Annotated in this window: 23 protein-coding genes; 1 reads left to right on the top strand and 22 read right to left on the bottom strand. The window is 73.6% G+C overall.

The genetic code is table 11. The features are described from left to right. Positions 1–58: 58 nt before the first annotated feature. The 21 genes from ACFYT9_RS23325 to ACFYT9_RS23225 form a co-directional block, all read right to left on the bottom strand. Positions 59–1,003, bottom strand: a complete 945-nt coding sequence (locus tag ACFYT9_RS23325; protein WP_389166802.1) for a hypothetical protein — start codon at positions 1,001–1,003, stop codon at positions 59–61. Positions 1,004–1,135: 132 nt separating this feature from the next. Next, a complete protein-coding gene (locus tag ACFYT9_RS23320) occupies positions 1,136–1,789 on the bottom strand; it encodes a DsbA family protein (protein ID WP_389166799.1) in 654 nt (217 codons plus the stop codon). Beyond that, positions 1,786–3,072: an MFS transporter gene (locus tag ACFYT9_RS23315; RefSeq protein ID WP_376602864.1), complete on the bottom strand. Its 1,287-nt coding sequence runs from the start codon at positions 3,070–3,072 to the stop codon at positions 1,786–1,788. The genes ACFYT9_RS23320 and ACFYT9_RS23315 overlap by 4 nt, the downstream gene beginning before the upstream one ends. 38 nt (positions 3,073–3,110) lie before the next feature. Further along, positions 3,111–3,887 (bottom strand): class I SAM-dependent methyltransferase, encoded by a 777-nt coding sequence (locus ACFYT9_RS23310; protein ID WP_387275818.1) that lies wholly within the window; start codon positions 3,885–3,887, stop codon positions 3,111–3,113. Continuing rightward, positions 3,884–4,579, bottom strand: a complete 696-nt coding sequence (locus ACFYT9_RS23305) for a putative quinol monooxygenase (protein ID WP_376602862.1) — start codon at positions 4,577–4,579, stop codon at positions 3,884–3,886. Before ACFYT9_RS23305 ends, ACFYT9_RS23310 begins: the two co-directional genes overlap by 4 nt. Positions 4,580–4,608: 29 nt before the next feature. Next, positions 4,609–5,472, bottom strand: a complete 864-nt coding sequence (locus ACFYT9_RS23300) for an NAD(P)H-binding protein (RefSeq protein WP_387275822.1) — start codon at positions 5,470–5,472, stop codon at positions 4,609–4,611. 62 nt (positions 5,473–5,534) lie between these two features. Next, positions 5,535–7,097, bottom strand: coding sequence for an acyl-CoA carboxylase subunit beta (locus ACFYT9_RS23295; RefSeq protein ID WP_359176650.1), 1,563 nt, complete (start codon positions 7,095–7,097; stop codon positions 5,535–5,537). A 33-nt stretch (positions 7,098–7,130) separates the two neighbouring features. Continuing rightward, on the bottom strand, positions 7,131–8,084 hold the full coding sequence (gene fabD, locus ACFYT9_RS23290; protein ID WP_376602860.1) for an ACP S-malonyltransferase: 954 nt from the start codon (positions 8,082–8,084) through the stop codon (positions 7,131–7,133). Positions 8,085–8,108: 24 nt separating this feature from the next. Then, positions 8,109–8,912: a 4'-phosphopantetheinyl transferase family protein gene (locus ACFYT9_RS23285; protein WP_387275825.1), complete on the bottom strand. Its 804-nt coding sequence runs from the start codon at positions 8,910–8,912 to the stop codon at positions 8,109–8,111. After that, the gene (locus tag ACFYT9_RS23280) at positions 8,909–9,292 is read right to left on the bottom strand and encodes an acyl carrier protein (RefSeq protein ID WP_389166792.1); all 384 of its coding nucleotides are present in this window, start codon (positions 9,290–9,292) and stop codon (positions 8,909–8,911) included. Before ACFYT9_RS23280 ends, ACFYT9_RS23285 begins: the two co-directional genes overlap by 4 nt. 83 nt (positions 9,293–9,375) lie before the next feature. Next, positions 9,376–9,960, bottom strand: coding sequence for an NADPH-dependent FMN reductase (locus ACFYT9_RS23275; protein ID WP_389166789.1), 585 nt, complete (start codon positions 9,958–9,960; stop codon positions 9,376–9,378). A gap of 41 nt (positions 9,961–10,001) precedes the next feature. Next, entirely contained in the window at positions 10,002–11,417 is a 1,416-nt protein-coding gene (locus ACFYT9_RS23270) for an MFS transporter (protein WP_389166786.1), read from the bottom strand. A gap of 144 nt (positions 11,418–11,561) precedes the next feature. Beyond that, on the bottom strand, positions 11,562–13,895 hold the full coding sequence (locus ACFYT9_RS23265; RefSeq protein WP_389166783.1) for an SDR family oxidoreductase: 2,334 nt from the start codon (positions 13,893–13,895) through the stop codon (positions 11,562–11,564). 2 nt (positions 13,896–13,897) lie between these two features. Beyond that, on the bottom strand, positions 13,898–14,842 hold the full coding sequence (locus ACFYT9_RS23260) for an aromatase/cyclase (RefSeq protein ID WP_376604922.1): 945 nt from the start codon (positions 14,840–14,842) through the stop codon (positions 13,898–13,900). 38 nt (positions 14,843–14,880) lie between these two features. Beyond that, positions 14,881–15,666, bottom strand: coding sequence for a 3-oxoacyl-ACP reductase FabG (fabG, locus tag ACFYT9_RS23255; RefSeq protein WP_376604924.1), 786 nt, complete (start codon positions 15,664–15,666; stop codon positions 14,881–14,883). Between the two features lie 83 nt (positions 15,667–15,749). Further along, a complete protein-coding gene (locus tag ACFYT9_RS23250) occupies positions 15,750–16,019 on the bottom strand; it encodes an acyl carrier protein (RefSeq protein WP_387275835.1) in 270 nt (89 codons plus the stop codon). Between the two features lie 102 nt (positions 16,020–16,121). Next, positions 16,122–17,339: a ketosynthase chain-length factor gene (locus ACFYT9_RS23245; protein WP_387275837.1), complete on the bottom strand. Its 1,218-nt coding sequence runs from the start codon at positions 17,337–17,339 to the stop codon at positions 16,122–16,124. Next, the gene (locus ACFYT9_RS23240; RefSeq protein ID WP_376603531.1) at positions 17,336–18,604 is read right to left on the bottom strand and encodes a beta-ketoacyl-[acyl-carrier-protein] synthase family protein; all 1,269 of its coding nucleotides are present in this window, start codon (positions 18,602–18,604) and stop codon (positions 17,336–17,338) included. The genes ACFYT9_RS23245 and ACFYT9_RS23240 overlap by 4 nt, the downstream gene beginning before the upstream one ends. A 37-nt stretch (positions 18,605–18,641) precedes the next feature. Next, a complete protein-coding gene (locus tag ACFYT9_RS23235) occupies positions 18,642–18,971 on the bottom strand; it encodes a TcmI family type II polyketide cyclase (protein ID WP_389166779.1) in 330 nt (109 codons plus the stop codon). 20 nt (positions 18,972–18,991) lie between these two features. Continuing rightward, complete coding sequence (locus ACFYT9_RS23230) at positions 18,992–19,654, bottom strand: TetR/AcrR family transcriptional regulator (protein WP_389166776.1); 663 nt, start codon at positions 19,652–19,654, stop codon at positions 18,992–18,994. A gap of 55 nt (positions 19,655–19,709) precedes the next feature. Continuing rightward, positions 19,710–21,209: an FAD-dependent monooxygenase gene (locus tag ACFYT9_RS23225; protein WP_389166773.1), complete on the bottom strand. Its 1,500-nt coding sequence runs from the start codon at positions 21,207–21,209 to the stop codon at positions 19,710–19,712. Positions 21,210–21,640: 431 nt separating this feature from the next. Here ACFYT9_RS23225 and ACFYT9_RS23220 point away from each other — a divergent pair, with 431 nt between their 5' ends. After that, a complete protein-coding gene (locus ACFYT9_RS23220) occupies positions 21,641–22,576 on the top strand; it encodes a hypothetical protein (protein WP_389166770.1) in 936 nt (311 codons plus the stop codon). Between the two features lie 328 nt (positions 22,577–22,904). Here ACFYT9_RS23220 and ACFYT9_RS23215 read toward each other — a convergent pair. Next, on the bottom strand, positions 22,905–23,069 hold a 165-nt coding region (locus ACFYT9_RS23215; protein ID WP_389167189.1), incomplete at its 5' end, for an acetyl-CoA carboxylase biotin carboxyl carrier protein subunit.

The raw sequence follows: 23,069 nt of genomic DNA, 5'->3' as shown, positions 1-23,069 counted from the left end.
TCAGGTGGAGGGAACGCTCACCGGCGGTGGGGGACGCCGACAGGGTGGCGGCCGGCGGTCAGCGCACCTCGAAGATCTTCCAGTGGCCGCGCTTGATGAAGATGGTGCCGTCGTTCGCGTCCACGAAGAAGTCCACCACCGCGTAACGGCCCGGCTGGAGCGTCAGGTTCAGCACCGAGGACTCGCCGGAGTTCATCGGGAGGCCGCCCGTGCCCTGGGCGAGGTCGAGGGCGCCCGAGTGGTCCGGGAACTTGCCGTGGTCGCCGAACTCGGCGATGTACGCCTTGAGGTCCTCCTCCGTGGTGTCCTCCGCGAGCCGGAAGAAGATCGCCTCGATGTTCTGCCCGGCGGGCATCGCGTTCCGGAAGACCAGCGGGCGGCCGGCGCGGACCGTGCCCTGGAGGTCCCAGACCGGCCGGCCGTCGACCAGACGCCCCGTCAGGCTCGCGGTGGGCACGGGCCGCGGGGCGGTGGCGGGCGCGCCGCCGACGGTGAGGGTGGCGAAACGCGGCTGGGCGTTCCGGATGTTCTGGTAGTCGAAGAACCAGTACGTGCCCGGCGTCAGCGTCTTGCTGAACGAGGCCGGGAGGTTCGGGTGGATCACCGTGCCGCCGAGCAGCTCCGCCCGGTCCCTCAGCTCGGCGCTGCCCTCGATGATGTCCGGCGCCGTGTGGTTGATGATCTTCAGGAGGCTGGAACGGAACTCCTCGAACGTCACCCCCGGCTTCGGGCGCACCAGCGAGACCCAGCCGGACGCGGGGTCGGTGGTGGTGACGCGGAAGGTCACGTTGCCGGGCCGGGCGGTGGCCGGCGCCGAGAGTCCTTCCGCGGAGGACCTGATGTCCAGGACCTGGGCCGACCGTCCGTCGGGCGCCGGTGCGACGGCGGCGGGCGCGGGCGCGGACGCGGCGACGGCGGGGGCCGGGCCGGCGGTGGCCGTGAGGGCGAGCAGCAGGCAGGCCACCGCTCCGACGCGGGTGGAACGTGTGCGCTTCGCACGCATGGTCTCTCCTCGGGACGTGGGGATACGGCAGGGGCCGCGCGGCACGGCCGGCGCAGCGCGCGACCGGACGCCCGCCGGGCGGGCGCGGGGTCGTCCGGACCGGGGCCGCCCGGGCGGCCGACGGGCGGCGGCTCAGCCGCCGTTGCGGGCGGCGGTCTCGATCGCGCGGCGGAACGCCTCCTCCGGCTGCGCGCCGGAAAGGAGGCCGGCGCCCTCGAACCGGAAGAGGGGGACGGAGCGGACGCCGAGCGCCCGCACCCGGTCGAGCTCGGCCCGGAGCCTCGACGCCTCGGCGTCCGCCTCGGGCCCGGTCTCGGCCCGTCGGACGCCGATCTCCGCGGCGAGGCGCGTGAGCGTCGCCGCGTCGCCGATGTTCAGGCCGTCGGTCAGGTACGCCCGGAACAGGCGCTCGGCCATCGGCTCCGCCAGCGCCTGCTCCCCGGCGGCGGCCAGGAGGCGGTGGGCCTCGAAGGTGTCGACGTGGACGGCGCGGGCGAAGTCGAACTCCAGCCCTTCGCGGGCGCCGGTCTCCGCCATCCCCGCGGTGGCCCGCGCGGCGTTCTCCGCACTGCCGAAGAACTCCGCGTGGACCTCGGACAGCGGCCGTCCGGCGGCCGGGGCGTCCGGGGAGACCCGGAAGGGCAGGAAGGTGACGTCGAGCGTCCCGCCGGTGTCCCGGTGCCGGCGGGCGGCGCGCTCGAAGCGGGTGAAGCCGAGGTAGGAGTGGACGCAGGTGAGGTCGAGGGTGATCTCGACGCGCACGGCGGCGCGGTCGGCGGTGGTCATGTCCGGGCGGTCCCTTCGGTGGTGTGGGGGTTCGGCTCGGCCTGGAGCGGTTCGGCCGGCCGGCCGGGCGCTCCGGCCCGGGCGCGGGCCGAGCGGCGGCCACCCAGGTGGTAGGCGGCGGCGACCAGCACCGCGCCGGCGGCTATCACCCCGAAGGTGGGCTGGATGCCGAGCGAGCCGACGATCGGCTGGGTGACGAGCGGCGCGAGGAACTGCCCGAGGAAGAGCGCCGTGGTCAGCAGTCCCGCGTAGCGGGCGCGCACCGCAGCAGGGGCCTCGGCCAGGACCCAGTTGTTGAGGTTGGGCATGAGCAGGCCCAGGCCGGTGCCCATGACGAGGAGGGCGAGCACGAGCACGGTGATGTTGGGGGCCAGGGCCAGGACGACGTAGCCGAGGCCGATCGCCAGGAAGGCCAGGGCGGCGAGGGAGTACTCGCCGGCGAGCCGCCCGAAGAAGGCGAACCGCATGGCGACCAGGCCCGTGGTGAGGGTCTGGACGGCCAGCACGCCGCCGGACACCACCGAGGCGGCCCCGAAGTGGCCTTCCACCAGGAAGGGGACCTGCACGGGCACCGAGTAGAAGGCGATCTGGCCCAGCATCATCGCGAGGAGGGCCGCCACGATCCCCGCGGGGACCTTCCGGCCGGCCGGGCCGGTTTCCGCCCCGGCCGCCCGCGGGGCGGCGGTGGCCTGCCGGCTGCCGGGGAGGAACATCAGGGCCGGGACGGCCAGCGCGCCGCCGAGCAGGTAGATGAGGAAGACCACGCGCCAGTCCAGGCCGGCGAGCGCGCCGCCGCCGAGGAGCAGCACCACTCCGCCGAACGACCCCGCGGCGGCCTGCCGTCCGAGGAGCTTCCGGCGCTCGTCGCCCTCGTACAGGTCGGCGATCATGGCCATGCTGCTCGTCATGATCAGCGAGACGCCGATCCCCAGCACGGCACGGCCGACGAGGATGCTGGGGAGGTCGGGCAGGTAGGAGCCCGAGCTGCCGCCGAGGGCGAACGCCAGCATGCCGATGACGAGGGCGCGCTTGCGTCCGACCCGCTCCACGAAGAGTCCCGCGAGGGGCGAGAACAGGACGATCGCCAGCGCGTGGGTGGTGGTGATCATCCGCGCCAGCAGGTCGACGTTGGCGGCGCCGGCGAAGCTCTCGCGGATGCCGGGGATCGCCGGGGCGACGGTCGCCCCGGCCATGATGGTCAAGGTGCCGGCGAGGACGAGGGTGGCTCCCTGCCGGCCCCCGGCCGGTTTCGCCGTGTCCTGTCCGCGGGGCTCTGTCGTCACTGCGGTCATCGTTCCTCTCTCGTGCCGTGCGGGGGTGCTCATGCGCTCGGGCGCCGGCCCCACGCGGAGAACAGCAGGGTGGTGACGTCCCGGGCCCGCGGGTCGTCCAGGTTCGCGACGAACTGTGCGAGGTCCTCGGCCCCGACGAGTCCGTTCGCGACGAGCCCCTCGCCCTGGAGGGCCATGCGCAGGCGCATCAGCTCGTTGTCGTCGGGGTGCTGCCCGGGGCCGAGCGGGGTCACCCGCAGGTCCACCGCTTCGAGGCCCGCGCGGGCCAGCGTGGACGGGAGCCTGCGGCCCCAGTGCATGTCGGCGCCGGCCGCCTTCCACCCCTGGAGGTAGGCCGCGACCAGGGCCCGGCCCGCGGGGGTCGCGCAGTGCTCGCTGGGCAGGAAGTAGAAGTCCTCCACCACGAGCCAGCCGCCGGGGGCGAGCCAGCGCACCGCCCGCGCGAGGACCTCCTCCGCTCCGTCCAGGTGCTCGAAGAGGGCCCGGGCGAAGACGAGGTCGAACGACCCTTCCTCGAACTCCGCCTCCGTGACGTCGAGCCGGCGCACCGTCAGTTTCGGTGAGCGGTCGGTGTCGAGGGCGCTGACGTCGGTGTCGACGGCGAGGACCGAGGCGGTGTCGGCCCGTTCGGCGAGCCAGTACGCCATCGATCCGGCGCCGGCCCCCAGTTCCAGCACCCGCCGCCGGTCCGCGGCGGGCAGGCCGTCGATCACGGCGCGGCTCTGGGGGTCGTAGATCCGCTCCCAGAGTTCGGTCAGGGCCGCCTCGATGCGGCGGCTCTCGGGGGTCCGGGTCTCCGTGGTCATGCGGGTCCACTCTCCTGCTCGGTTCGGGGGGCCGCGTCCATGTGGGCGGCCACGGTGCACAGCACGTACTCCGGCGGTGCGACTTCCAGTCGGGCCAGTTCCTCCTGGCCCTCGGAGATGCGCGGATCGGCCATCCACGACCGGTACGCCACCTCGCTCACCCACATCGGGTAGTTGATGAAGGTGGTGCCGTCCCGGTCGACGTACGGGGTGGCCGAGATGAAGCCGGGGAATCCGCGCTTCCACTCGCTGCTGCGCTCCAGCAGGTCGAGCACCGCCCGCGCGGACCCGTGGCCGTCCAGGTGCCGGGTGGCCACCACCACGACACCGGGCCGCCCGTCGCTCTCGGGGCCCTCGATGCCGGGGGCCGGTGCGCCGTGGAAGACGGTCGCCGAGACGACCCCGGGCCGGCGGCCCAGGCCGTGCAGCACGCCTCCCGCGGGGTTGTCCTGGAACGAGGTGCGGTAGGCGGCCTCGTCGGTCCACTCGCCCCGGTTGACGACCGTGGCGCCGTCCGCGCTCAGGTGCACCCGCGAGGAGACGAAGCCCGGCGCGTGCCGGACCCACGCGGTCACCTCGGCCTTGAGGACGGCGACCAGGTCGGCGGCGGCCTCCGGCCCGGTCGTCCTGAGCACGCCGAAGGAGACGAAGCCGGCCTCCCGCCCCGGACGGGCGGCACGTGCGTCGGGCATGGGGAAACTCCTTTGTGGGGGTGGGACGGTCACTGGAAGGCGGCGGCGTGCTCCCGCGCCCAGTCGCGGAAGGTGCGGGCCGGCCGGCCCGTCACGTCCTCGACGACGGTCGATCCCACCTCCGGCTCCTTGGTGAGCATCGCGAAGTAGTCCAGGGCGCCGTCCGCGTACGAGGGCGGCCAGCCGGTGGCGACCATGGCGGCGCGGGCCGCGTCGTGCGCCACGTCCTCCCAGCCGAGCTCGCGGCCGACGGCCTCGCCGATGATCGCCACCTGCTCCCGCTGCGACAGCGCCTCCGGGCCGGTGACCAGGTACTTCCGCCGGCCGTGGCCCTCGCCGGTGAGCGCGGCCACGCCCACCGCGGCCAGGTCCGCCTCGTGCACCGAGGTCCGGACGGCCTCCCCGTACGGGAAGCGCACGACCCCGCCGTCGCGGATCTGGGCGGCGAAGCCCAGGGCGTTGGCCTGGAAGCCGGTGGTGCGCAGGAAGGTCCACTCCAGGTCGGTGGCCTCCAGCAGCTCCTCCAGGTAGGCGTGGCAGTTGTTGTCGGTCCGCTCCAGGCCGATGTGGACGCCGACGGAGGAGACGAGGACGGCCTTGCGGGCCGTGGCCGCGATCTTCCGCACCACCTCGGGGGCCGTGTCGACGGAGGTCGTGAAGAAGGGCCACATCAGCAGGACGCCGTCGACGCCGTCCAGGGCCGCGTCGAGGCTGTCGGGGTCGGTGAGGTCGCCCACGTGGATCTCCACGCCCTCGGGCAGCCGGCCGATGTTCGGGTCGTCCTTCAGCACCAGGGCGCGGACGGTGGCGCCCGCCTCCAGGAGCTGCGCGACGGCGTGCGGGCCGACGTTTCCGGTGGCCGCGGTGACCAGGACGGTGTTGTGCTGCGGCATGTCTGCCTTCCCTCGTTCGGTGTGCGGGGCGTCTCGGGGTCGTTCGGTGGGCTCCGGGGTGCTCACTGCGGCGGGTTGCCGTGCTTGCGGGACGGCAGGTCGGCGTGCTTGGCGCGCAGCATGTCGAGCGACCGGATCAGGACGGAGCGGGTCTCGCGCGGGTCGATGACGTCGTCGATGAGGCCGCGCTCGGCCGCGTAGTACGGGTGCATCAGCTCGTCCTTGTACTCCGCGATCCGCTGCGCCCGGACCGCCTCCGGGTCGTCGGCCGCGTTGATCTCGCGGCGGAAGACGACGTTCGCCGCGCCTTCGGCGCCCATGACGGCGATCTCGTTGGTGGGCCAGGCCAGGGCCAGGTCGGCGCCGATCGAGAGGGAGTCCATGACGATGTACGCGCCGCCGTACGCCTTGCGCAGCACCAGGGAGACGCGGGGGACCGTGGCGTTGCAGTAGGCGTACAGCAGCTTCGCGCCGCGCCGGATGATGCCGTTGTGCTCCTGGTCGACGCCCGGCAGGAAGCCCGGCACGTCGACCAGGGTGATCAGCGGGATGTTGAAGGCGTCGCAGAACTGGACGAACCGGGCGGCCTTCTCGGACGCCTCGATGTCCAGCGCTCCCGCCGTGGCCGCCGGCTGGTTGGCGACGATGCCGACCACGTGTCCGTCCAGGCGGGACAGGGCGCAGACGATGTTGGGCGCCCAGGCGGGGTGCACCTCGAAGTAGTCGCCGTCGTCCACGATCTCCTCGACGACCTTGCGGATGTCGTAGACCCGTCCGGCCTCGGCGGGCACCAGGTCGAGCAGGGTGTCGTTGAGCCGGTCCGCCGGGTCTCCCGACCGTTCGACGGGCGACAGTTCGCGGTTGTTGGCGGGCAGCAGCGACAGCAGGTGGCGCACGTCCTCCAGGCAGCTCTCCTCGTCGTCGTAGGCGAAGTGCGCGACGCCGGAGGTCGCCGCGTGCACGTCGGCGCCGCCGAGGCCGTTCTGGCTGATCTCCTCGCCGGTGACCGCCTTGACGACGTCCGGGCCGGTGATGAACATCTGCGAGGTCTCGCGGACCATGAAGACGAAGTCGGTGAGGGCGGGGCTGTAGGCCGCGCCGCCGGCGCACGGGCCGAGCATCACGGAGATCTGCGGGATCACCCCGGAGACCCGGGTGTTGCGCCGGAAGATGCCGCCGTAGCCGGCGAGGGCGGTGACGCCCTCCTGGATGCGGGCGCCGGCGCCGTCGTTCAGGGAGACCAGCGGGGCGCCGGCCGCCTCCGCCAGGTCCATGATCTTGTGGATCTTCTGTGCGTGGGCCTCGCCGAGGGCGCCGCCGAAGATCCGGAAGTCGTGGGCGTAGACGAAGACCGTACGGCCGTGGACGGTGCCCCAGCCGGTGACGACGCCGTCGCCGTACGGCTTCCTGTCCTCCAGGCCGAAGCCCTGGGCGCGGTGCCGGCGCAGCGGCTCCACCTCGTTGAACGAGCCCTTGTCCAGGAGCAGCCGGATGCGCTCGTGAGCGGTCAGCTTGCCCTTGGCGTGCTGCCGCTCGGTGGCGGCCCGGTCGCCCTCGTGGGCGGTCTCCTTGATCTGGTTCAGTTCCTCGATGCGGTTGCGGATCGTGCCCTCTGCGGTGGACATGTCGCTCTTCCCTCTCCGTTCGGTCGTGGGGTTTCAGACGGTGGCGGTGGCGAAGGCCCGCTCGGTCCGGGCCAGTTGGCGCGCGCTGCCGGTGGCGTGGACACCGGCGCCCGGCGCGATCCGGCGGATCAGCCCGCCGAGCACCAGGCCGGGACCGACCTCGACGAAGCGCTCCGCGCCCATGCCGGAGAGCGTGGTGACGGTCCTCGTCCACCGCACCGGTTCGGTGAGCTGGTCGCTCAGGGCGACGACGATCTCGGCGGCGGTGGACAGCCGGGTCCCGGTCACGCTGGAGACGAAGGGGACGCGGGGCTCGCGGAAGTCGGTCCGGATGAGCGCCTCGGCGTACTCCCCCCGGACGGACCGCAGCAGGCTGGAGTGGAAGGGGCCCCCGGGGTCGAGCGGCGCGACGCGTGAGGCGCCCGCGCGCAGGGCCGCGCGGGTGAGCGCGGCCACCGCCTCCGCCCGGCCCGACACGACGACCTGCCCGGGGCCGTTGTCGCCCGTGGCCTCGACGGTCTGCCCGGTCTCCGCCGCGGCCTCGGCGCACAGGCGCACGACCGTGGCGTACCCCAGTCCGAGGACCGCCGCGGTGGCGCCGCGCACCCGGTCGCCGACGGTCGCGACGAGTTCGCCGCGCAGCCGGACGAGCCAGAGCGCCTCGGTCCAGTCGAGCACGCCGGCGGCGACCAGCGCCGCGTACTCCCCCAGGCTGTGCCCGGCGACCGCGTCCGGCTCGATGCCCTGCCCGCGCAGTACGTCCAGGGTGATCAGGCTGGTGAGGAAGACCGCGGGCTGGGTGACCGCCGGGTCGTCCAGGTCCCTGGCGGGCCCTTCCCGGCAGAGCCGCCCCAGCGGGATGCCGAGGAGGTCCTCGGCCGGACGGAAGTAGGCGTCGGCCAGGTCGGGGCGGCGCGCGAGGAGTTCCTTCCCCATGCCGACGCGCTGGGAGCCGTGGCCGGGGAAGACGAAGGCGGTGCGGGTCATCCTGTCACGTCCTAGTCGTTCGGTTCAGCGGGCGGGGAGGGCCGGGGCGGCGGTCCGGTCATAGGGGCGGCCCTGGAGCCAGGCCCCGGGCAGGGTGCGCACCTCGACCTCCCGGGGGGCCGGGCCCCGCACCGCGGCGGAGGCGGCGTGGCCGGGGCCGCAGGGCACGTCGAGGACGCTCCAGCCCTCCGGGTGCCGGTCCCGCGCGGCGCCGAGGTAGTCCGCGGACGGCGCGCGGCTGAGACCGGTGCCGATGCCCTTGAGGTAGGCCTCCTTGCGGGTCCAGATCCGGCCGAAGAGCTCGGTGCGCTCCCGCCCCCCGGTGCCGGAGAGTTCGGCCTGCTCGCCGGGGTGCAGGGCCTCGACGCAGAGCTCGACGGTCTCGTCGCGCGGCAGCCGCTCCACGTCCACCCCGACCGGGACGGCCGCGACGCCCACCAGCGCGAGGCCGCTGCTGTGCGAGAGGGAGAAGTGCAGGGACGGCGCGTCCGCCACGGCCGGCCGGCCGTGCGCCCCGCCGCATCCGGGGCAGGGCTCACGCACGAAGCGCAGGTCCGCCGGGTGCCGTCCGGTGTAGTGGCCGAGCAGTCTGCGCAGGGCCACGTGGGCCGCCGCGTACAGCAGCCCGTCGGCGGGCCGGATGAAGGAGTCGGCCCGGTGGCGCTCCGCCGCGTCGAGGTCCGACCGGTCGAGCGCCGCGGCGTCCGCCGTCCGCGGAGCGCGGACCAGCCACAGGTCGAGCCGGTCGGACGGCACGGCCGCGAGCGGGGCGGCGGCGCGCCGGGCGGGGGCCGGCCGCTCCGGTGCCAGGGTGGCGTGCCCCGTCATACCGGCACCGAGGCGCCGTGCCGGGGCCCGTCGCCGGCTGGTGCGAACTTCCGGACCAGGCAGTCGACCAGTTCGGCGGCGCTGTTGGCGAGCAGCAGCATCTGAAGGTGGAGTTCGACCCCCAGCGCCGCCTCCATGCGGTGCTGGAGTTCGAGGCCGGCGATCGAGCCGATGCCCAGGCTGTTCATGGGGCGGCCCGTGGTGTCGACCCGGTGGGGCGCGATGCCGAGGATCCTGCCGAGCTCCTGGCGGACGTACTGGTCGAGCAGCCGCGTCCGTTCGCCGTGGTCGGCGGCGGCCAGGGCGCCCGGATCGGGGGCGGTCACGTCGGCGGGCCGGGTGCCGGCGGAGCCGGTGCACGCCTTCAGGTTCGCTGTCATGCTCTTCCCGTGATCGAGGGCGGCGGGGACGCGCGGCGTGTGCCGCGCGTCCCCGTCCCGGACGCGGTGGCCCGGGGCGGAACTCAGGCCTGGTACGGGGTCTTCTCGCGACCCTCGCGCAGGACGGTGGCCCACCAGGCGAGCTGGTCGAGCAGCACCTTGGCGGCGCCGGCCGGGCCCGTCTCGTCCTTCGGCCGGCCGTCCTCGCCGAACTGCTCCCAGGCGGTGTGGAAGCTGACGGCGTCACGGACGGTGACGGCGTGCAGCTCCGCGAAGATCGGGCGGAGCTGCTCCACCGAGCGGAGGCCGCCGGAGAGGCCGCCGTAGGAGACGAAGCCGACCGGCTTGGCGCGCCACTGGGTGTAGTGCCAGTCGATGAGGTGCTTCAGCGAGGCGGGGAAGCTGTGGTTGTACTCGGGCGTGACGACCACGAAGGCGTCCGCCTGCTCCAGCCGCGGCGACACGGCCGCCAGCGCCTCGGCGGTCTCGGGCGACGGGTTGTGGGACAGCGCGGCCGGCAGCTCGTGGTCGGCCAGGTCGATCACGTCGACGATCAGGTCCGCGCGGCTCTCGGCCTCACCGGCGAACCAGGTGCCGACCACGGGGCCGAAGCGGCCCTCGCGGACGCTGCTGATGATCACCGCGAGCCGCAGGGGTGCGTGGGACATGAAGGGTTCCTTTCACAGGGGCGCAACGGGGTGTTGCACGATCAGGGGGCGGCCGGGTGCGCCGCCGGGCGCGGCGCGAGGCCGCGGAGCGCGACGAGGAGTCCGGCCGTGCCGACGGCGGTGACCAGCAGGAGCGGTGGGCCGTATCCCGTGTCGAGGAGGGTCGACGTCAGGGCGGTGACGATCGCCGCGCCGGTCTGGACGGCGGTCTGGTAGAGCCCGCCCGCCGCGGGCCGGAGCTCCTCGGCCACCGAGGCGGTGGCCTGGAGGTGGAGGGCGGTGAAGGCGAGGACGAAGGCGGCGCCGACGAGCAGCATCGTGGGCAGTACGTCGGTGGCGTACCGGACGTCCGCCGGCGCGTCCCGCGGGTAGAGCGCGTAGCCGAGCGGTGCGGCGGCGGCGCCGGCCGCGATCAGGAGGGCGGGGCGGACGCGGGTGGCGAGCCGGCCCGAGCCGAGGGCGACGCAGGCCAGCGGGAGGGCGGCGGGCAGGAACGCCAGTCCGGTCTCCCAGGGGCCCCAGCCGGCCCTCCGTTGCAGGTGGGTGGTGCTGACGAGGAGCAGGCCGAGGTACGAGCCGTTGAGCGCGGCGGCGCCCAGCGCGGAGCGCACCAGCGGGCCGTGGCCCAGGAGGCCGGGCCGTACCAGCGGCTCGGGCGAGGTCCGCTCCGCCCGGACGAACAGGGCGGCGAGCAGCGCCGCCGCGGCGAGCGCGGCGAGTGTGCGCGGGTTGCCCCAGCCCGCGCCGGGCACGGCCGAGATCGCGTACACCAGGGCCAGCAGCGCCCCGGTGTGGGCGAGCGCGGAGGGGGCGGCGTACCGTCCGGGCCTGGGCCGGTCCGGGTCGTCCTTCGGGATCAGGCGCAGGCCGGCCGCGAACAGCAGCAGGGCGACCGGGGCGGGGAAGGCGAAGGTCCAGCGCCACCCCTCCTCGGTGAGCAGGCCGGACAGCAGCAGCCCCGCCGTGAAGCCGGACGCGCCGAAGAACGAGTAGACCGACACCGCCCGGGCGCGCGCGGGCCCCGGGGGGAACGCCGAGGTGATGATGGCGAGTCCGGTGGGCGCGGTGAGCGCCGCGCAGACGCCCTTCACGAAGCGGGTGGCGATCAGCAGGGACCAGTCGTCCGTGAGCGCGCCCACGAGGGACGCGGCGGCGAAGACGGCCAGCGCGGTGAGGTAGACCGGCCGGCGCCCGAGGATCGCGACCAGCCGGGTGCCGAAGAGCATCAGGCCGCCGAAGCCGATGGCGAACCCGGTGACCACCCAGTGCGTCCGGGCGGCGCTCTGCCCCAGGTCGTCGCCGATGGAGGGCAGCGCCACGAGGGCCACCGACACCTCCAGGGCGTCGATGAGCATGTTGCCGGCGAGCACGAACAGCAGGCCCCAGAGGGCCGGGCTCCGGTGCCCGTCCGTCGTGGCGCGGGGCGCACCGGGCCGGGGTGTCGTCGAGGACGTCATGATCCCGTTCCGTGTGGTGGTGGTGAGTGGGTGTGGGGGTGGGAGTGGGGGTGGCGGGGGGCCGGCCGCGGGGGTGCGGGGGTCGCGGCCGGCCCGCCGCGCCGGCGGGGGGTGGGGTCCCGGTCCGCCGGCCGTCGGGGCTCTTCAGCCGAGGAGGGTGCCGCCGGTGGCGTCGACGAAGGAGCCGGTGATCCACCGGGCCTCGTCGCTCGCGAGGAAGGCCACCACGTCGGCGACGTCCTCGGGCTCGCCCACCCGGTTGAAGGCGGACAGCGCCGCCATCTGCTCGACCGCCTCGGGGATGCCGAAGACGGGGTTGTCGTTGCGGGTGATGCCGGGCGCCACGCTGTTGATGGTGATGTTGCGCGGGCCGAGGTGCTTGGCGAAGTGCAGCGCGAGCTGGTCCACGGCGCCCTTCGTCATGGCGTACGCGATCTCGTCCGGGTTCGCGACCCGGGTGAGGCCGGAGGTGATGTTGATGATCCGGCCGCCGTCCGGCATGTTCTTCAGCGCCCGCTGGACGAGGAAGAACGGCGCCTTGGCGTTGACCCGGTACAGCTCGTCGAACTTCTCCGGCGTGGTCTCCTCGGGCTTGACGCCGCCCATCACACCGGCGTTGTTGACGAGGATGTCGAGATCGGTGGAGCCGGTCCGCTCCCGCAGTCCCTCCTCCAGGCCGAGGAAGAGCTGATGGACGTCGCCGTCGACGCCCAGCAGCGCCTGGACGGTGAAGGCCCGGCCGCCGTCCTTCTCGATGACGGCGACGACGTCCTCGGCCGCCTCGCGGCCGGTGGCGTAGTGCACGGCGACGAGCGCGCCCTCCTGCGCGAGGCGGATGGCGGTCGCGCGGCCCATGCCCCGGCTCGCGCCGGTGACGAGTGCCGTCCTGCCCGTGAGCCTGCCCATGTCTGTTCTCCGTTTCTTCGCTGTTGCCGTGTCCGGGGCCTGTGCCGAGGCCGCCGGGGTCTTCGAGGGGGTGGGGGCGAAGGCCGCCGGGGCCTTCGGTGTGCCGAACCAGCGGAGCAGCGCCGTACGGAGGCCGACAGCGCCGTCCGCCTCCTCGCCGGCCCAGGCGACGTGACCGTCCGGCCGGACGAGGAGGGCGGCGGAGTCCTCCGCCGTCGCGTGCGGCGGGAGGATGACGTCCACCGTGTCCACCAGGGCCGCCCAGGGGGCGGCCGTCTCCCGCAGGCGGCGGGCGGCCTCCTCGCCGGAGGGGACGAGCAGGACGCCTCGGCCGGAGCGCAGCAGGCGCGCGCTGGTGGTCGGTCCGTCCGGGGTGGTGACCGGTCGGGGCGGCAGCCGCCGGCCGAGCAGGGGGTGCCGGCCGGGGCCGACGTCGTGGCGGACGTCCAGGCCGGAGATCATTCCGGCGAGGTGGGTGCGGACGTTCTCACGGGGGGTGAGCTCGGCGAGCACCTCCCGTACGGCGTCGACCTCGGGTCCGCCCAGCAGGAGCAGGGCCTGGGTCCTGATGTTGCTCAGCACCCGCCGGGCGACCGGGTGCCGCTCGTCGTGGTAGCTGTCGAGGAGTCCGTCCGGGCCGCGCTCGGCGACCTGGGCGGCGAGCTTCCAGCCGAGGTTCACGGCGTCCTGGAGGCCGAGGTTGAGGGCCTGGCCGCCGATCGGCATCTGCTGGTGGGCCGCGTCCCCGGCGAGGAGGAGCCGGTAGTCGCGGTAGTGGGTCGTCTGCCGGGAGGCGTCGCCGAAGGAGTTCACCCACAGCGGGGTGCCGCCGCCGATGTCCTCCCCGGTGACGCGCTTCCACGTGTCGGCGACGTCCTGGAAGGAGGGCTGTCCGCCGCTCGGCCGGGCGCCGAACTCGTGCACCATCACCCGGGTCACTCCGTCGGGACGCCGGGCGGCGATGGCCAGTCCCCCGGCCAGCCGCTGGAAGCGGCGGTCGGGGATGTCGATGCCCGCCACGTCGGCGCGCAGCAGTTCGCGGGTGGCGTCGGTGCCGGGGAAGTCGAAGCCGCCCAGCCGGCGCACCGTGCTGTTCTCGCCGTCGCAGCCGACGACGCACTTGGCCCGCAGGGACACCGTCGTCCCGTCGGGGGTGCGCGCGACGGCCTCGGCGTGGTCGCCGGTCACGGTCAGACCGGTCAGCTCGTGGCCGCGCCGGATCTCCGCGCCCAGGCCGCTCGCCCACTCCCCGAGGAGTTCCTCCAGGCGGGTCTGCGGCACCTTCCACTGGCCCGGCCAGGGGCTGGGGAGCCGGAGGTCGAGGGGGATCCCCCCGAAGTGCCCCCGGGGCTCCGCCGGCACCTCGCCGAGCCGGTCGAGCAGGCCGCGGCTGTCGAGGATCTCCATGGTGCGGGCGTGCAGGGTGGAGGCCCGTGACTCGGTGGTCGGCGCGGTGAGCTTCTCCAGGACCACGACGTCCGCGCCGGCCAGCCGCAGTTCCCCGGCGAGCATCAGGCCGACCGGCCCCGCGCCCACCACGACCACCTGGGTCTCCGTGCGGTCCTCGGTCATCGTCAGGCCCTGGCTTCCGCGTGGCTCTTCGCGTGGTTCAGGGTGGCGCGGCTGTTGGTGCTGAGCGCCGTGCGCACGTACTCCCGGGCGTCGGCCACGGTGGCGTCGGGGCCGAGGACGCGGGCGATGTTGTCGGTGTTGAGGGTGACGGTGTGCTGGGACGAGGCGGCGACGCCGTGCTCGTTCTCGGCGAACGTCCAGTAGCCGGTGTGGAGGGTCATCAGGGCCGGCAGGGTGACCTGCTTGTAGGCGATCTTGTGGTGCGGGAAGGTCACCCGGTACGACCGGGTGGTGTGCACCGAGCCGTCCTTGGCGCGGGTGTCCATCTCCAGCTCCTGGAGGCCCGGGGTGTCCTCCTGGAGGCGGACGGTCGCCACGTGCGGCAGCCGCTCGGACCACAGGTGGGCCTCGTTGACGAAGTCGTAGACGTCCTTGGCCGAGCCTCCGATCTGCACGGTGTCCTCGAAGGAGAAGGTCAGGTCCTCGGTGGCGTGCGCGAGTTCGACGTTCTTCTTCAGGGCGGCGAGTTCGGAGCGCGAGTTGCGGTCGACCGCCTCGTCGATCCACTTCATGCTCTCGGGGTCCTCGTCGACGGCCCGGTAGTCGTGCAGCAGACGGACGCGGGACTCCGTGTCGGAGAGGGCCTCGACGATCCAGGTGCCGCCCATGGCGGCGACCGGCGGCGTCGAGACCTCCTGCCGGAAGGTGATGCGCAGGTTCTCCGGGTCGAGGGTGCGGCGCGAGGTCCAGTTCTTGGGCTCGCCGTTGGCGGTGGCCCAGATGCGGATGCGCTCGGTGCGCTCGTCCTTCTCGACGTGGTCGACGTGGATGGTCGGCGGGAAGATCCGCGGCCAGTTCTCCACGTCGGCTATCAGCCGGTAGACGGCGGCGGCGGGAGCCGAGATCGCGATCTCGTGCTCCACCTCGCGCAGGCCGGACTGCGTCATGCTCGTGCTCCTTGGGGTCGTTCGGTCGGGTGGGCCGGTCAGAAGTTGCCGAGGCCGCCGCAGACGTTGAGGGCCTGGGAGGTGATGGAGGCGGCGGTGTCCGACGCCAGGTAGCCGACGAGGCCGGCCACCTCCTCGGGGGTGGAGTAGCGGCCCAGCGGGATCTTCGACTGGAACTTCGCGAGGATGGCGTCCTCGGTGGCGTCGTACGCGGCCGCGTAGCCCTGCCGGACGCGCTGGGCCATGGGCGTCTCGACGTAGCCGGGGCAGACGGCGTTGACGGTGATGCCGGTGGGGGCGAGCTCGTTGCCCAGCGCCTTGGTGAAGCCGACGACGCCGTGCTTCGAGGCGGAGTACGGGGCGCCGAGGACGACGCCCTGCTTGCCGGCCGTGGAGGCGATGTTGATGATCCGGCCGCGGTCCTTGTGGCGCAGGCCGCCGGTGGTGAGGACCTCGCGGGTCAGCCGGAACACGCTGTTGAGGTTGGTGTCGATGACGTCGTTCCACAGCTCGTCGTCGATGTCCGCCGTGACGCCGCCGCCGCTGCGGCCCGCGTTGTTGACGAGGACGTCGACGGTGCCGAAGCGGTCGACCGCCGCCTGCACGAAGGCGCGGGCGTCGTCCGAGGAGCGCACGTCGAGGGTGGTGCCGTCGACCTCCAGGCCCTCGGCCTGGAGCTGCTTGACGGTCTCGGCCACGTTCTCGGCGCTGCGGGCGCCGATGAAGACGGCGTGGCCCTGGTTCGCCAGGAGGCGGGCCACGGCCAGTCCGATCCCGCTGGTCCCGCCGGTGACCAGGGCGACCCGCTTGTCCTGCTGCGACATGTCTCTCTTCTCCAAAGGGGATCTGGGGCGGGCGGCCGCCGCGCGGGGACGCGCCGGCGGCCACCACACGGTGCCGGGCCGGTTCAGGCCTGGGGGGCGAGGGCGGAAAGGGTCTCGTTGATGGCGGCGACCAGGGCCCGGGGGGTCCGGTTGTCGGTGAAGACGTCGTCGTCGAGCGCTATGCCGAACTCGCGCTCGATGCGGCTGCCGGTCTCCAGCAGGGCCAGCGACTCGTAACCCAGCTCCTCGAAGTCGGTGTCGAGGATGGCTCCGTCGAGGTCGACGCCCTCCTCGGCACCGGCGCCCTCCAGGAGGATGCGCTTGAGGTCGTCGATCGTGAACTGCGTGGACATGAGGGTCCTTTCGAGGTGACTGCGTACCGGAGTACGGGACGTGGGGGGTGCGCCGGCCGTCGGCGGGGGGCTGGACGCCGCGGCCGGCGCGGTTCGGGGGGGTCAGTCCGTGGCCCGGATGACGACCGCCGAGTTGTAGCCGCCGTAGCCGCGGGCGAGGACCAGGGCGGTGCGGATCGAGGTGGTCCGCGGCTGTCCGACCACCAGGTCGATGTCGTACGCGGGCGACAGCTCGACGTTGGTGGTGGGCGGGATCAGCCCCTCGCGGATGGCGAGCAGGGCGGTGACCACGTCCACCGGCGCGGCGCCGGAGTAGAGCCGGCCGATCATCGTCTTGGGGGCGGTGACCGGGACTCCGGAGGGCCCGAAGACGGCGGTGATCGCGTCGACCTCCTCGCGGTCCAGCCGGGGCGTGCCGGCCGCGTCCGCGAAGACCACGTCGACGTCGCCGGCCTGGGCGCCCGCGTCGGCGAGGGCGACCTCGATGGCGCGGCGCAGACCGGGTTCCCGGCCGCTGTCCGGCTTCGGGTCGAAGGTGGCGCCGTATCCGGCGATCTCGCCGTAGACGTTGTCGGCGCCGCGCTCGCGGGCGGTCCGCTCGTCCTCCAGGATCAGCAGCGCGCCGCCCTCGCCGGGGACGTAGCCGCCGGCGGCGGCGTCGAAGGGCAGGTAGGCGCGGTCCGGGTTGTCGCTGGTGGACAGCCGGCCGCCGGCGATCTGGGCGACCCAGCCCCAGGGGCAGATCGACGCGTCGAAACCACCGGAGAAGATCAGCTTGCTGCCCTTGCGGATCTGCCGGCGCGCCTGGGCGATGGCGTCCAGGCCGCCCGCGTGGTCGCTGACGACCACGCCGCTGGGGCCGCGCATGCCGTTGCGGATGGAGATCTGGCCGCTGTTGACGGCGTAGAACCAGGCGAAGGACTGGTACGCGCTGACGTACTGACTGCCCTGGTTCCAGAGCTTCTTGAGCTCGTTCTGGCCGAACTCGAAGCCGCCGGAGGTCGAGGCGGTGACGACACCCATGTCGAACTCGGGGATGTCGCCGGGCTGGACGCCCGCGTCCTCGAAGGCGCAGTCGGCGGCGACCAGGGCGAGCCGGGTCATCCGGTCCGTCTGCGGGAGCAGGCGGCTCGGCAGGTGCTTCTCCGCCTCGAAGCCGCGGATCTCGCCGGCGAGCCGGGAGGGGTACTGCTCCGGGTCGAAGTGGGTGACGCGCTCGATGGCGTTCTTGCCGACCCGGGTCGCGGCCCAGAAGTCGTCCACGCCGAGGCCGTTGGGGGTGGCGACACCGATGCCGGTGACGACTGCCTTGGCGCTCATGCCGCGCTCCTCTCGGGTCGGGCCAGCACCATCGCGCTCTGGAACCCGCCGAAGCCGCTGCCCACGGTCAGGACCGCGTCGGTGCGGTGCTCACGGGCGTGGAGCGGGACGTAGTCGAGGTCGCACTCCGGGTCGGGGGTGTGCAGGTTGGCGGTGGGCGGCACCACGTGGTGTTCCATCGCCAGCACGGAGGCGGCGATCTCGATGGAGCCGATGGCGCCCAGCGAGTGGCCCACCATCGACTTGATGGAGCTGACGGGGGTGCGGTACGCGTGGTCGCCGAGGCTCAGCTTGAACGCGGCCGTCTCGTGCCGGTCGTTCTGCTTGGTGCCCGAGCCGTGCGCGTTGATGTAGTCGATCGACTCCGGGTTCATCCGGGCCTCGGCCATGGCCACGTTGATCGCCTCGGCCATCTCGCGCCCGTCGGGGCGCAGTCCGGTCATGTGGAAGGCGTTGCAGCGCGAGGCGTAGCCGGCGATCTCCGCGTAGATGTGCGCTCCGCGGCGCCGCGCGCTCTCCAGCTCCTCCAGCACGAAGACCGCGGAGCCCTCGCCAAGGACGAAGCCGTTGCGCGTGCCGTCGAAGGGCCGCGAGGCGTGCTCGGGGTCGTCGTTGCGCGGGGTGGTCGCCTTGATCGCGTCGAAGCAGGCCATGGTGATCGGCGAGATCGGGGCGTCCGTGGCACCGGTGATCATCACGTCGGCGGTGCCCTCGCGGATCAGCTCGACGGCGTGGCCGACCGAGTCCAGTCCGGAGGTGCAGCCGGTGGAGACCACCGTGGCGGGGCCCTCGGCGCCGACGGCCCAGGCGACCTCGGCCGAGAACGAGCTCGGGACGAAGTAGTTGTACAGGTGCTGCGGCGCGTACGTGTGGTCGACCAGGTCGAGCCGGCCGTCGTCGCTGACGATCCGGTACTCGTCGTCCAGGCCGGTGGTGGCGCCGACGGCGCTGCCGATCGTGACGCCGGTGCGGTGCGGGTCGAAGCCGGCCAGGTCGAGGCCGCTGTCGGCCAGCGCCTCGCGGGCGGCGACGACGCCGAACTGCGCGGCGCGGTCCATGCGGCGGATCTCCTGCGGGGTGAGCCCGTGGAGTTCGGGGGCGAAGTCGACCTCCGCCGCGACCTGGGAGCGGAACTGGGAGGGGTCGAAGAAGGTGATGCCCCGCGTCGCGGTGCGTCCCTCGCTCAGCAGGCTCCAGAAGTTCTTGGTGCCGATTCCTCCGGGGGCGAGCACTCCGACCCCTGTGATCACTACGCGGCGGCCCACTGGTCGCGCCCTCCCCTCGTGTCGTCGTGTCGCGGTGTCACCGGGAAGCCGTCCAGTCGTAGAAGCGGGTGGCCATGGCGTCGGCGGGCGAGCGCCAGGTCCGCGGGTCGTAGGCGGTGATGAAGGGCTTCAGGTCGTCGCTGATCTTCACGAAGGAGGGGGCCGACTTGGCCTCCTCGATCAGCTCTCCGCCGTTGTCGGCGTCGAAGTCCTGGAGGTGGAAGTAGAGGCCCCGGTACGCGAACAGCTGGCGGCGGCGGGTGCCCATGCGGTGCGGCATGTCGGTGGCGTCGAACTCCGCGAAGAGCCCGCCGACATCGGCGGTCGACGCGGGGTCCATACGGGCCACGATCAGGGTGCTGTGCATCTCTTCCTCTTTTCCGTGCGTCAAGGGGTGGCTCGGGGGCTGAACAGCCGGACGAAGTCGGTCACGCCGTCCGTGATGAGCGCGTCGACCTCGAAGTCCGGCAGCTCCAGAGCGCCGTGGAAGGAGCGCTGGACGACGCCCTGCGCCACCAGCTGGATGAACCGGTCGGCGGCGTGGTCGGCGTCGGCGATGTCGAGCAGTCCGGCGTCGGCCAGCCGCTTCAGCCGGCGGGCCAGTTCGCGCCGGGCCTGCCGGGGGCCGGCGGTCTGCCACATCTCCAGCACCCCGGCGGGCAGCCGGTCGAGTTCGGCACCGATGTGCCGGACGATGGCGAAGTGCTCGGGGAAGCTCGTCAGCGGCGTCAGCCACGCGCGGCCGAGGGCGGCGAGGTCCTGCTCCAGGTCGACGACGTCGACCAGGTGCTCCTCGGCGATGACGGTCAGCGAGGCGGCGACGGCGGCGGCGCTCTCCAGGAGGACGGAGAGCAGCAGCTGCTCCTTGTCCTTGAAGTAGTGCGTGACCGTCTCCGGGGTGACGCCCGCCTCGTCCGCGACGGTCTCCACGGTGGCGTGGGTCCAGCCTTCGCGGGCGAAGACGTCTCGGGCCGTCCGCACGATGTGGCGGCGCTGCTCTGCGGGGCCGGCTTGCGGGGGGCGGGTGGCGGTTGCTTCCGGCGTGGCCATGGGGTTGCTCCTCCGGGGTGGCGGGTGGGACCGGTTGCGGGGTACGGGGCTCTGGTCAGAGCGCGCGGGGTCGGCCGAACCAGCGCTCCAGGGCCATGGGGAGGTCGTGGTGGCTGCCGGGCGCGGCCCAGGCGACGTAGCCGTCGGGGCGGACGAGGACGGCGGTGGTGCCGCGCAGTCCGCTGTCGGCGGAGACCTCGCCCGGTTCGGCGGTGACGATGTCGACCCGGTCCGACCAGGCGGCGGCGCGGGCCCGGAGCCGGGGGTTGTCCGCCAGGTCGAGGAGCAGGCCGCGGGCGGAGTGCAGCAGTCGGGTGCTGTCGGTGGTGCGGTCCCCGGTGGTCAGGGCCAGGTGGGGCATCCGCTTGCCGAGCAGGGGGTGGTCGCCGGTGCCGACGTCGTACGTGATCTCCAGTCCGCTCACCATGGCGGCGAGGTGCCGGGACACGTCCTCGTAGCGGATGAGTTCGTTGAGGACGTCGCGCAGCGGCTGCACCTCGGGTCCGCTGAGGAAGAGCAGGCCCTGGGCGCGGGTGTTCATCAGCAGGCGCTTGCCGACGGCGTGGCGCTCGCTGTGGTACGTGTCGAGCAGCTCCGGGGAGGCCGTGCCCCTGACGGTGGCGGCGAGCTTCCAGCCGAGGTTCACGGCGTCCTGGATGCTGGTGTTCATGCCCTGTCCGCCGGCGGGCAGGTGGATGTGTGCGGAGTCGCCCGCGAGCAGCACCCGGCCGCGGCGGTACTCGGTGACCTGGCGGGTCGCGTCGCCGAAGGAGCTGACCCACACCGGTTCGGCGTGCGAGAGGTCCTGGCCGGTCAGCCGCTTCCAGGCGTCGGCGACCTCGTCGAAGGAGGGCGGGGTCTCCCGCCGCTGGGGCGGCGTGCCGCGCTCGCAGACGATGATGCGGGTGATGCCGCCGGGCAGCGGGCCGACCATGACCATGCCGCCGGGCAGGGTCTCCCCGATCATGCGGGGTTCGAGTTCGATGCCCTTGAGGTCGGCGAGGAACATCTCCATCGTCGACGGCGTGCCGGGGAAGTCGAAGCCGGCCGCCTTGCGGACGGTGCTGCGCCCGCCGTCGCAGCCCACCAGGTAGGCGGCGCGCAGGGTCTGGACGCCGTCCGGGCCGCGGACCTCCACCTCGACGCCGTCGCCGTCGTCCGTGAGGGACAGCAGCTCGTGGCTGCGGCGTATGTCGACGCCGAGGCTGACGGCCCACTGCTCCAGGTGGGTCTCGGTCACGGACTGCGGCACGGTCTTGGCGGCCTGCCAGGCTCCCTCCAGGACTCCGAAGTCGACGGGCAGGCCGCCGAAGTGGCCCTGCCGGCTGGTCTCGATCTCGCCGAACCGGGGCAGGATCCCCCGCTGGTCGAAGACCTCCATGGTGCGGGCGGTGAATCCCAGGCCCCGGGACTCGCCGGTGCGCTCCGCGAGCCGCTCCAGGACGATGACGTCGACTCCCGCGAGGCGCAGTTCGGCGGCGAGCGTCAGCCCGGCCGGACCAGCGCCCACGACAATCACCGCAGCGTCGGCGTCCATGTACCTCTCCTCGGCCATCTCAAGGGTTCCTTCGGTGGGAGTTCCGGTGCGCGGGGAATCCCGTGTGCCGGAGTGACGTGTGCTCAGAGCAGAGCAGCGGAAGCTGATGACAATCCTGTCCGCCGGGAAAGGTGAATTCAACCGGACCAAGTTCATACCTCTGTGAGTTTTCGTCATGTCTTTCCGCTCGGCACAGAACCCGGTGCGGAGAATGTCAGAGGAATGCAAAAAGGCGCTCTCACGACTGTTCTTCGGGGGGATGTCGCGGCGCCAGGAGCGAGGGGTCTCGGCACGGAATGCCGAACTCCCCCCACCTCTGCCCCGCTTCACCGACAGGAAACCTTTCGGAGGATGTCAGAGGCCGTACAGAATGAGCTTTCCGCTCTTGCCGCCGCCCGTGCGGCGGAATTAGCGTCGCCACCGATTCCAGCGACCACGAGGGGGATGCGGTGCATCACGGGACGATCCTTACGACCACGGCCACGGCCGCCTGCGCGGGCACCGACTGCCGCCTCCGGGAAGCGGCGGGCCGGACCCGCCGCCCGCCGGTGGCGGGGAGCCGGCTGTGCCCGTCCTGCCGCGGGCGGCTGGGCCGGGAGCTGAGGGATCTGGCGGAGCTGTACGAGGAGTGCGGTCGCCGCCTCGACGGAGACGCCGGCCGCACCGGCGGCCCGGCCCTGGGCAGCACGGTGCCGGAGGCCCCGCTCGACGTCCGGGCCGTGGAGACGCGCACCCTGATCCTCCAGGTCCTGAGCAGCTGGGCCGGCCGGGTGGCCGAGGAGCGTGAACTGGCGGCCCCGCGGCGCGCGATCGCCCCGCTCGTCGGCTTCCTGGTCCGGCACGCGGCCTGGCTCGCGGCGCACGAGGCGGCCGGGGAGGTGTCCGAGGAGGTGGCACGGACGGCGCGCGGCGCCCGCCGGGCGATCGCCCCGCCGCCGGGCCAGCGGGTCGGGATCGGCGCGTGCGTGGAGCCGGGCTGCGGAGGCGGACTGACGGCGGTCGTGTGGCCGGAGCGGCCCGAGCAGCCCGCCGAGATCCGCTGCGACGCGCATCCGTCCCACCGCTGGCTGGGGCACCGCTGGCTCCAGCTCAGCCGGCGGCACGGCGCGGCACGGCACCACTCCCCGGCGGCACCGCGCGCACGGGCCCGGGGCGACCGCCCGGCCGGGGGCGACGGCGGCGGGCACGTGCCGGCCTCCGAGGCGTCCCGCTGGGTGGCTCCCGCCGACGTGGCCCGCCTCTGGGGCGTGCCGATGGGCAGCGTCTACCGTCACGCCAGCACCGACAAGTGGCGCCGGCGCAACGAGGGGGGCCGCGCGTACTACCACGCCACGGACGTGCACGAGACGCTGACCCGCCGGGCGACGGCCGAGGCGGCCCGCTGATCCTCCGGCCCCGCCATACGGGGAAGGCCGAGCCCTGAGAGCTCGGCCTTCCCCGTACGACGGGGCCTCTGCGGTGGTCCGCACGGCAGCGGCCCGCCGGATTCGTCGCCGCCCGCCGCCCACCGGGCGTCTCGGGACGCCGGCCGAGGGCCTCCGTCCACCGGCCGAGGGCCGACGGATACACATCCGTCGGCCCTCGTGCCCATGGGGCTGCGTGCCCACTGCGCTGCGTGCTCACCGGGCTGCGTGGCCATCGGCCCGCGTGCTCGCCGGACCACGTGTCCACGGGCTCCGACGGCCGCGCGGCCAAACGATGGCCAGTCCGTGGTCAGGCCTTGATCTCGCAGATGCCGGCGCCGGAGGTGACGGAGGCGCCGACCTCGGCGTTGAGGCCGGTGATGGTGCCCGACTTGTGGGCGTTGAGGGGCTGTTCCATCTTCATGGCCTCCAGGACGACGATCAGGTCGCCCTCCTTGACCTCCTGGCCCTCCTC

The sequence above is a fragment of the Streptomyces sp. NPDC004435 genome, assembly GCF_042873895.1.
GTDB lineage: Bacteria > Actinomycetota > Actinomycetes > Streptomycetales > Streptomycetaceae > Streptomyces.
This window is presented reverse-complemented; position numbering and strand designations above follow the sequence as displayed.

Coding starts and splice junctions, on each gene's coding strand:
- ACFYT9_RS23325 (WP_389166802.1), bottom strand. CDS start 1,003: ATGCGTGCGAAGCGCACACGTTCCACCCGCGTCGGAGCGGTGGCCTGC.
- ACFYT9_RS23320 (WP_389166799.1), bottom strand. CDS start 1,789: ATGACCACCGCCGACCGCGCCGCCGTGCGCGTCGAGATCACCCTCGAC.
- ACFYT9_RS23310 (WP_387275818.1), bottom strand. CDS start 3,887: ATGACCACGGAGACCCGGACCCCCGAGAGCCGCCGCATCGAGGCGGCC.
- ACFYT9_RS23305 (WP_376602862.1), bottom strand. CDS start 4,579: ATGCCCGACGCACGTGCCGCCCGTCCGGGGCGGGAGGCCGGCTTCGTC.
- ACFYT9_RS23300 (WP_387275822.1), bottom strand. CDS start 5,472: ATGCCGCAGCACAACACCGTCCTGGTCACCGCGGCCACCGGAAACGTC.
- ACFYT9_RS23295 (WP_359176650.1), bottom strand. CDS start 7,097: ATGTCCACCGCAGAGGGCACGATCCGCAACCGCATCGAGGAACTGAAC.
- fabD (WP_376602860.1), bottom strand. CDS start 8,084: ATGACCCGCACCGCCTTCGTCTTCCCCGGCCACGGCTCCCAGCGCGTC.
- ACFYT9_RS23285 (WP_387275825.1), bottom strand. CDS start 8,912: ATGACGGGGCACGCCACCCTGGCACCGGAGCGGCCGGCCCCCGCCCGG.
- ACFYT9_RS23280 (WP_389166792.1), bottom strand. CDS start 9,292: ATGACAGCGAACCTGAAGGCGTGCACCGGCTCCGCCGGCACCCGGCCC.
- ACFYT9_RS23275 (WP_389166789.1), bottom strand. CDS start 9,960: ATGTCCCACGCACCCCTGCGGCTCGCGGTGATCATCAGCAGCGTCCGC.
- ACFYT9_RS23270 (WP_389166786.1), bottom strand. CDS start 11,417: ATGACGTCCTCGACGACACCCCGGCCCGGTGCGCCCCGCGCCACGACG.
- ACFYT9_RS23265 (WP_389166783.1), bottom strand. CDS start 13,895: ATGACCGAGGACCGCACGGAGACCCAGGTGGTCGTGGTGGGCGCGGGG.
- ACFYT9_RS23260 (WP_376604922.1), bottom strand. CDS start 14,842: ATGACGCAGTCCGGCCTGCGCGAGGTGGAGCACGAGATCGCGATCTCG.
- fabG (WP_376604924.1), bottom strand. CDS start 15,666: ATGTCGCAGCAGGACAAGCGGGTCGCCCTGGTCACCGGCGGGACCAGC.
- ACFYT9_RS23250 (WP_387275835.1), bottom strand. CDS start 16,019: ATGTCCACGCAGTTCACGATCGACGACCTCAAGCGCATCCTCCTGGAG.
- ACFYT9_RS23245 (WP_387275837.1), bottom strand. CDS start 17,339: ATGAGCGCCAAGGCAGTCGTCACCGGCATCGGTGTCGCCACCCCCAAC.
- ACFYT9_RS23235 (WP_389166779.1), bottom strand. CDS start 18,971: ATGCACAGCACCCTGATCGTGGCCCGTATGGACCCCGCGTCGACCGCC.
- ACFYT9_RS23230 (WP_389166776.1), bottom strand. CDS start 19,654: ATGGCCACGCCGGAAGCAACCGCCACCCGCCCCCCGCAAGCCGGCCCC.
- ACFYT9_RS23225 (WP_389166773.1), bottom strand. CDS start 21,209: ATGGCCGAGGAGAGGTACATGGACGCCGACGCTGCGGTGATTGTCGTG.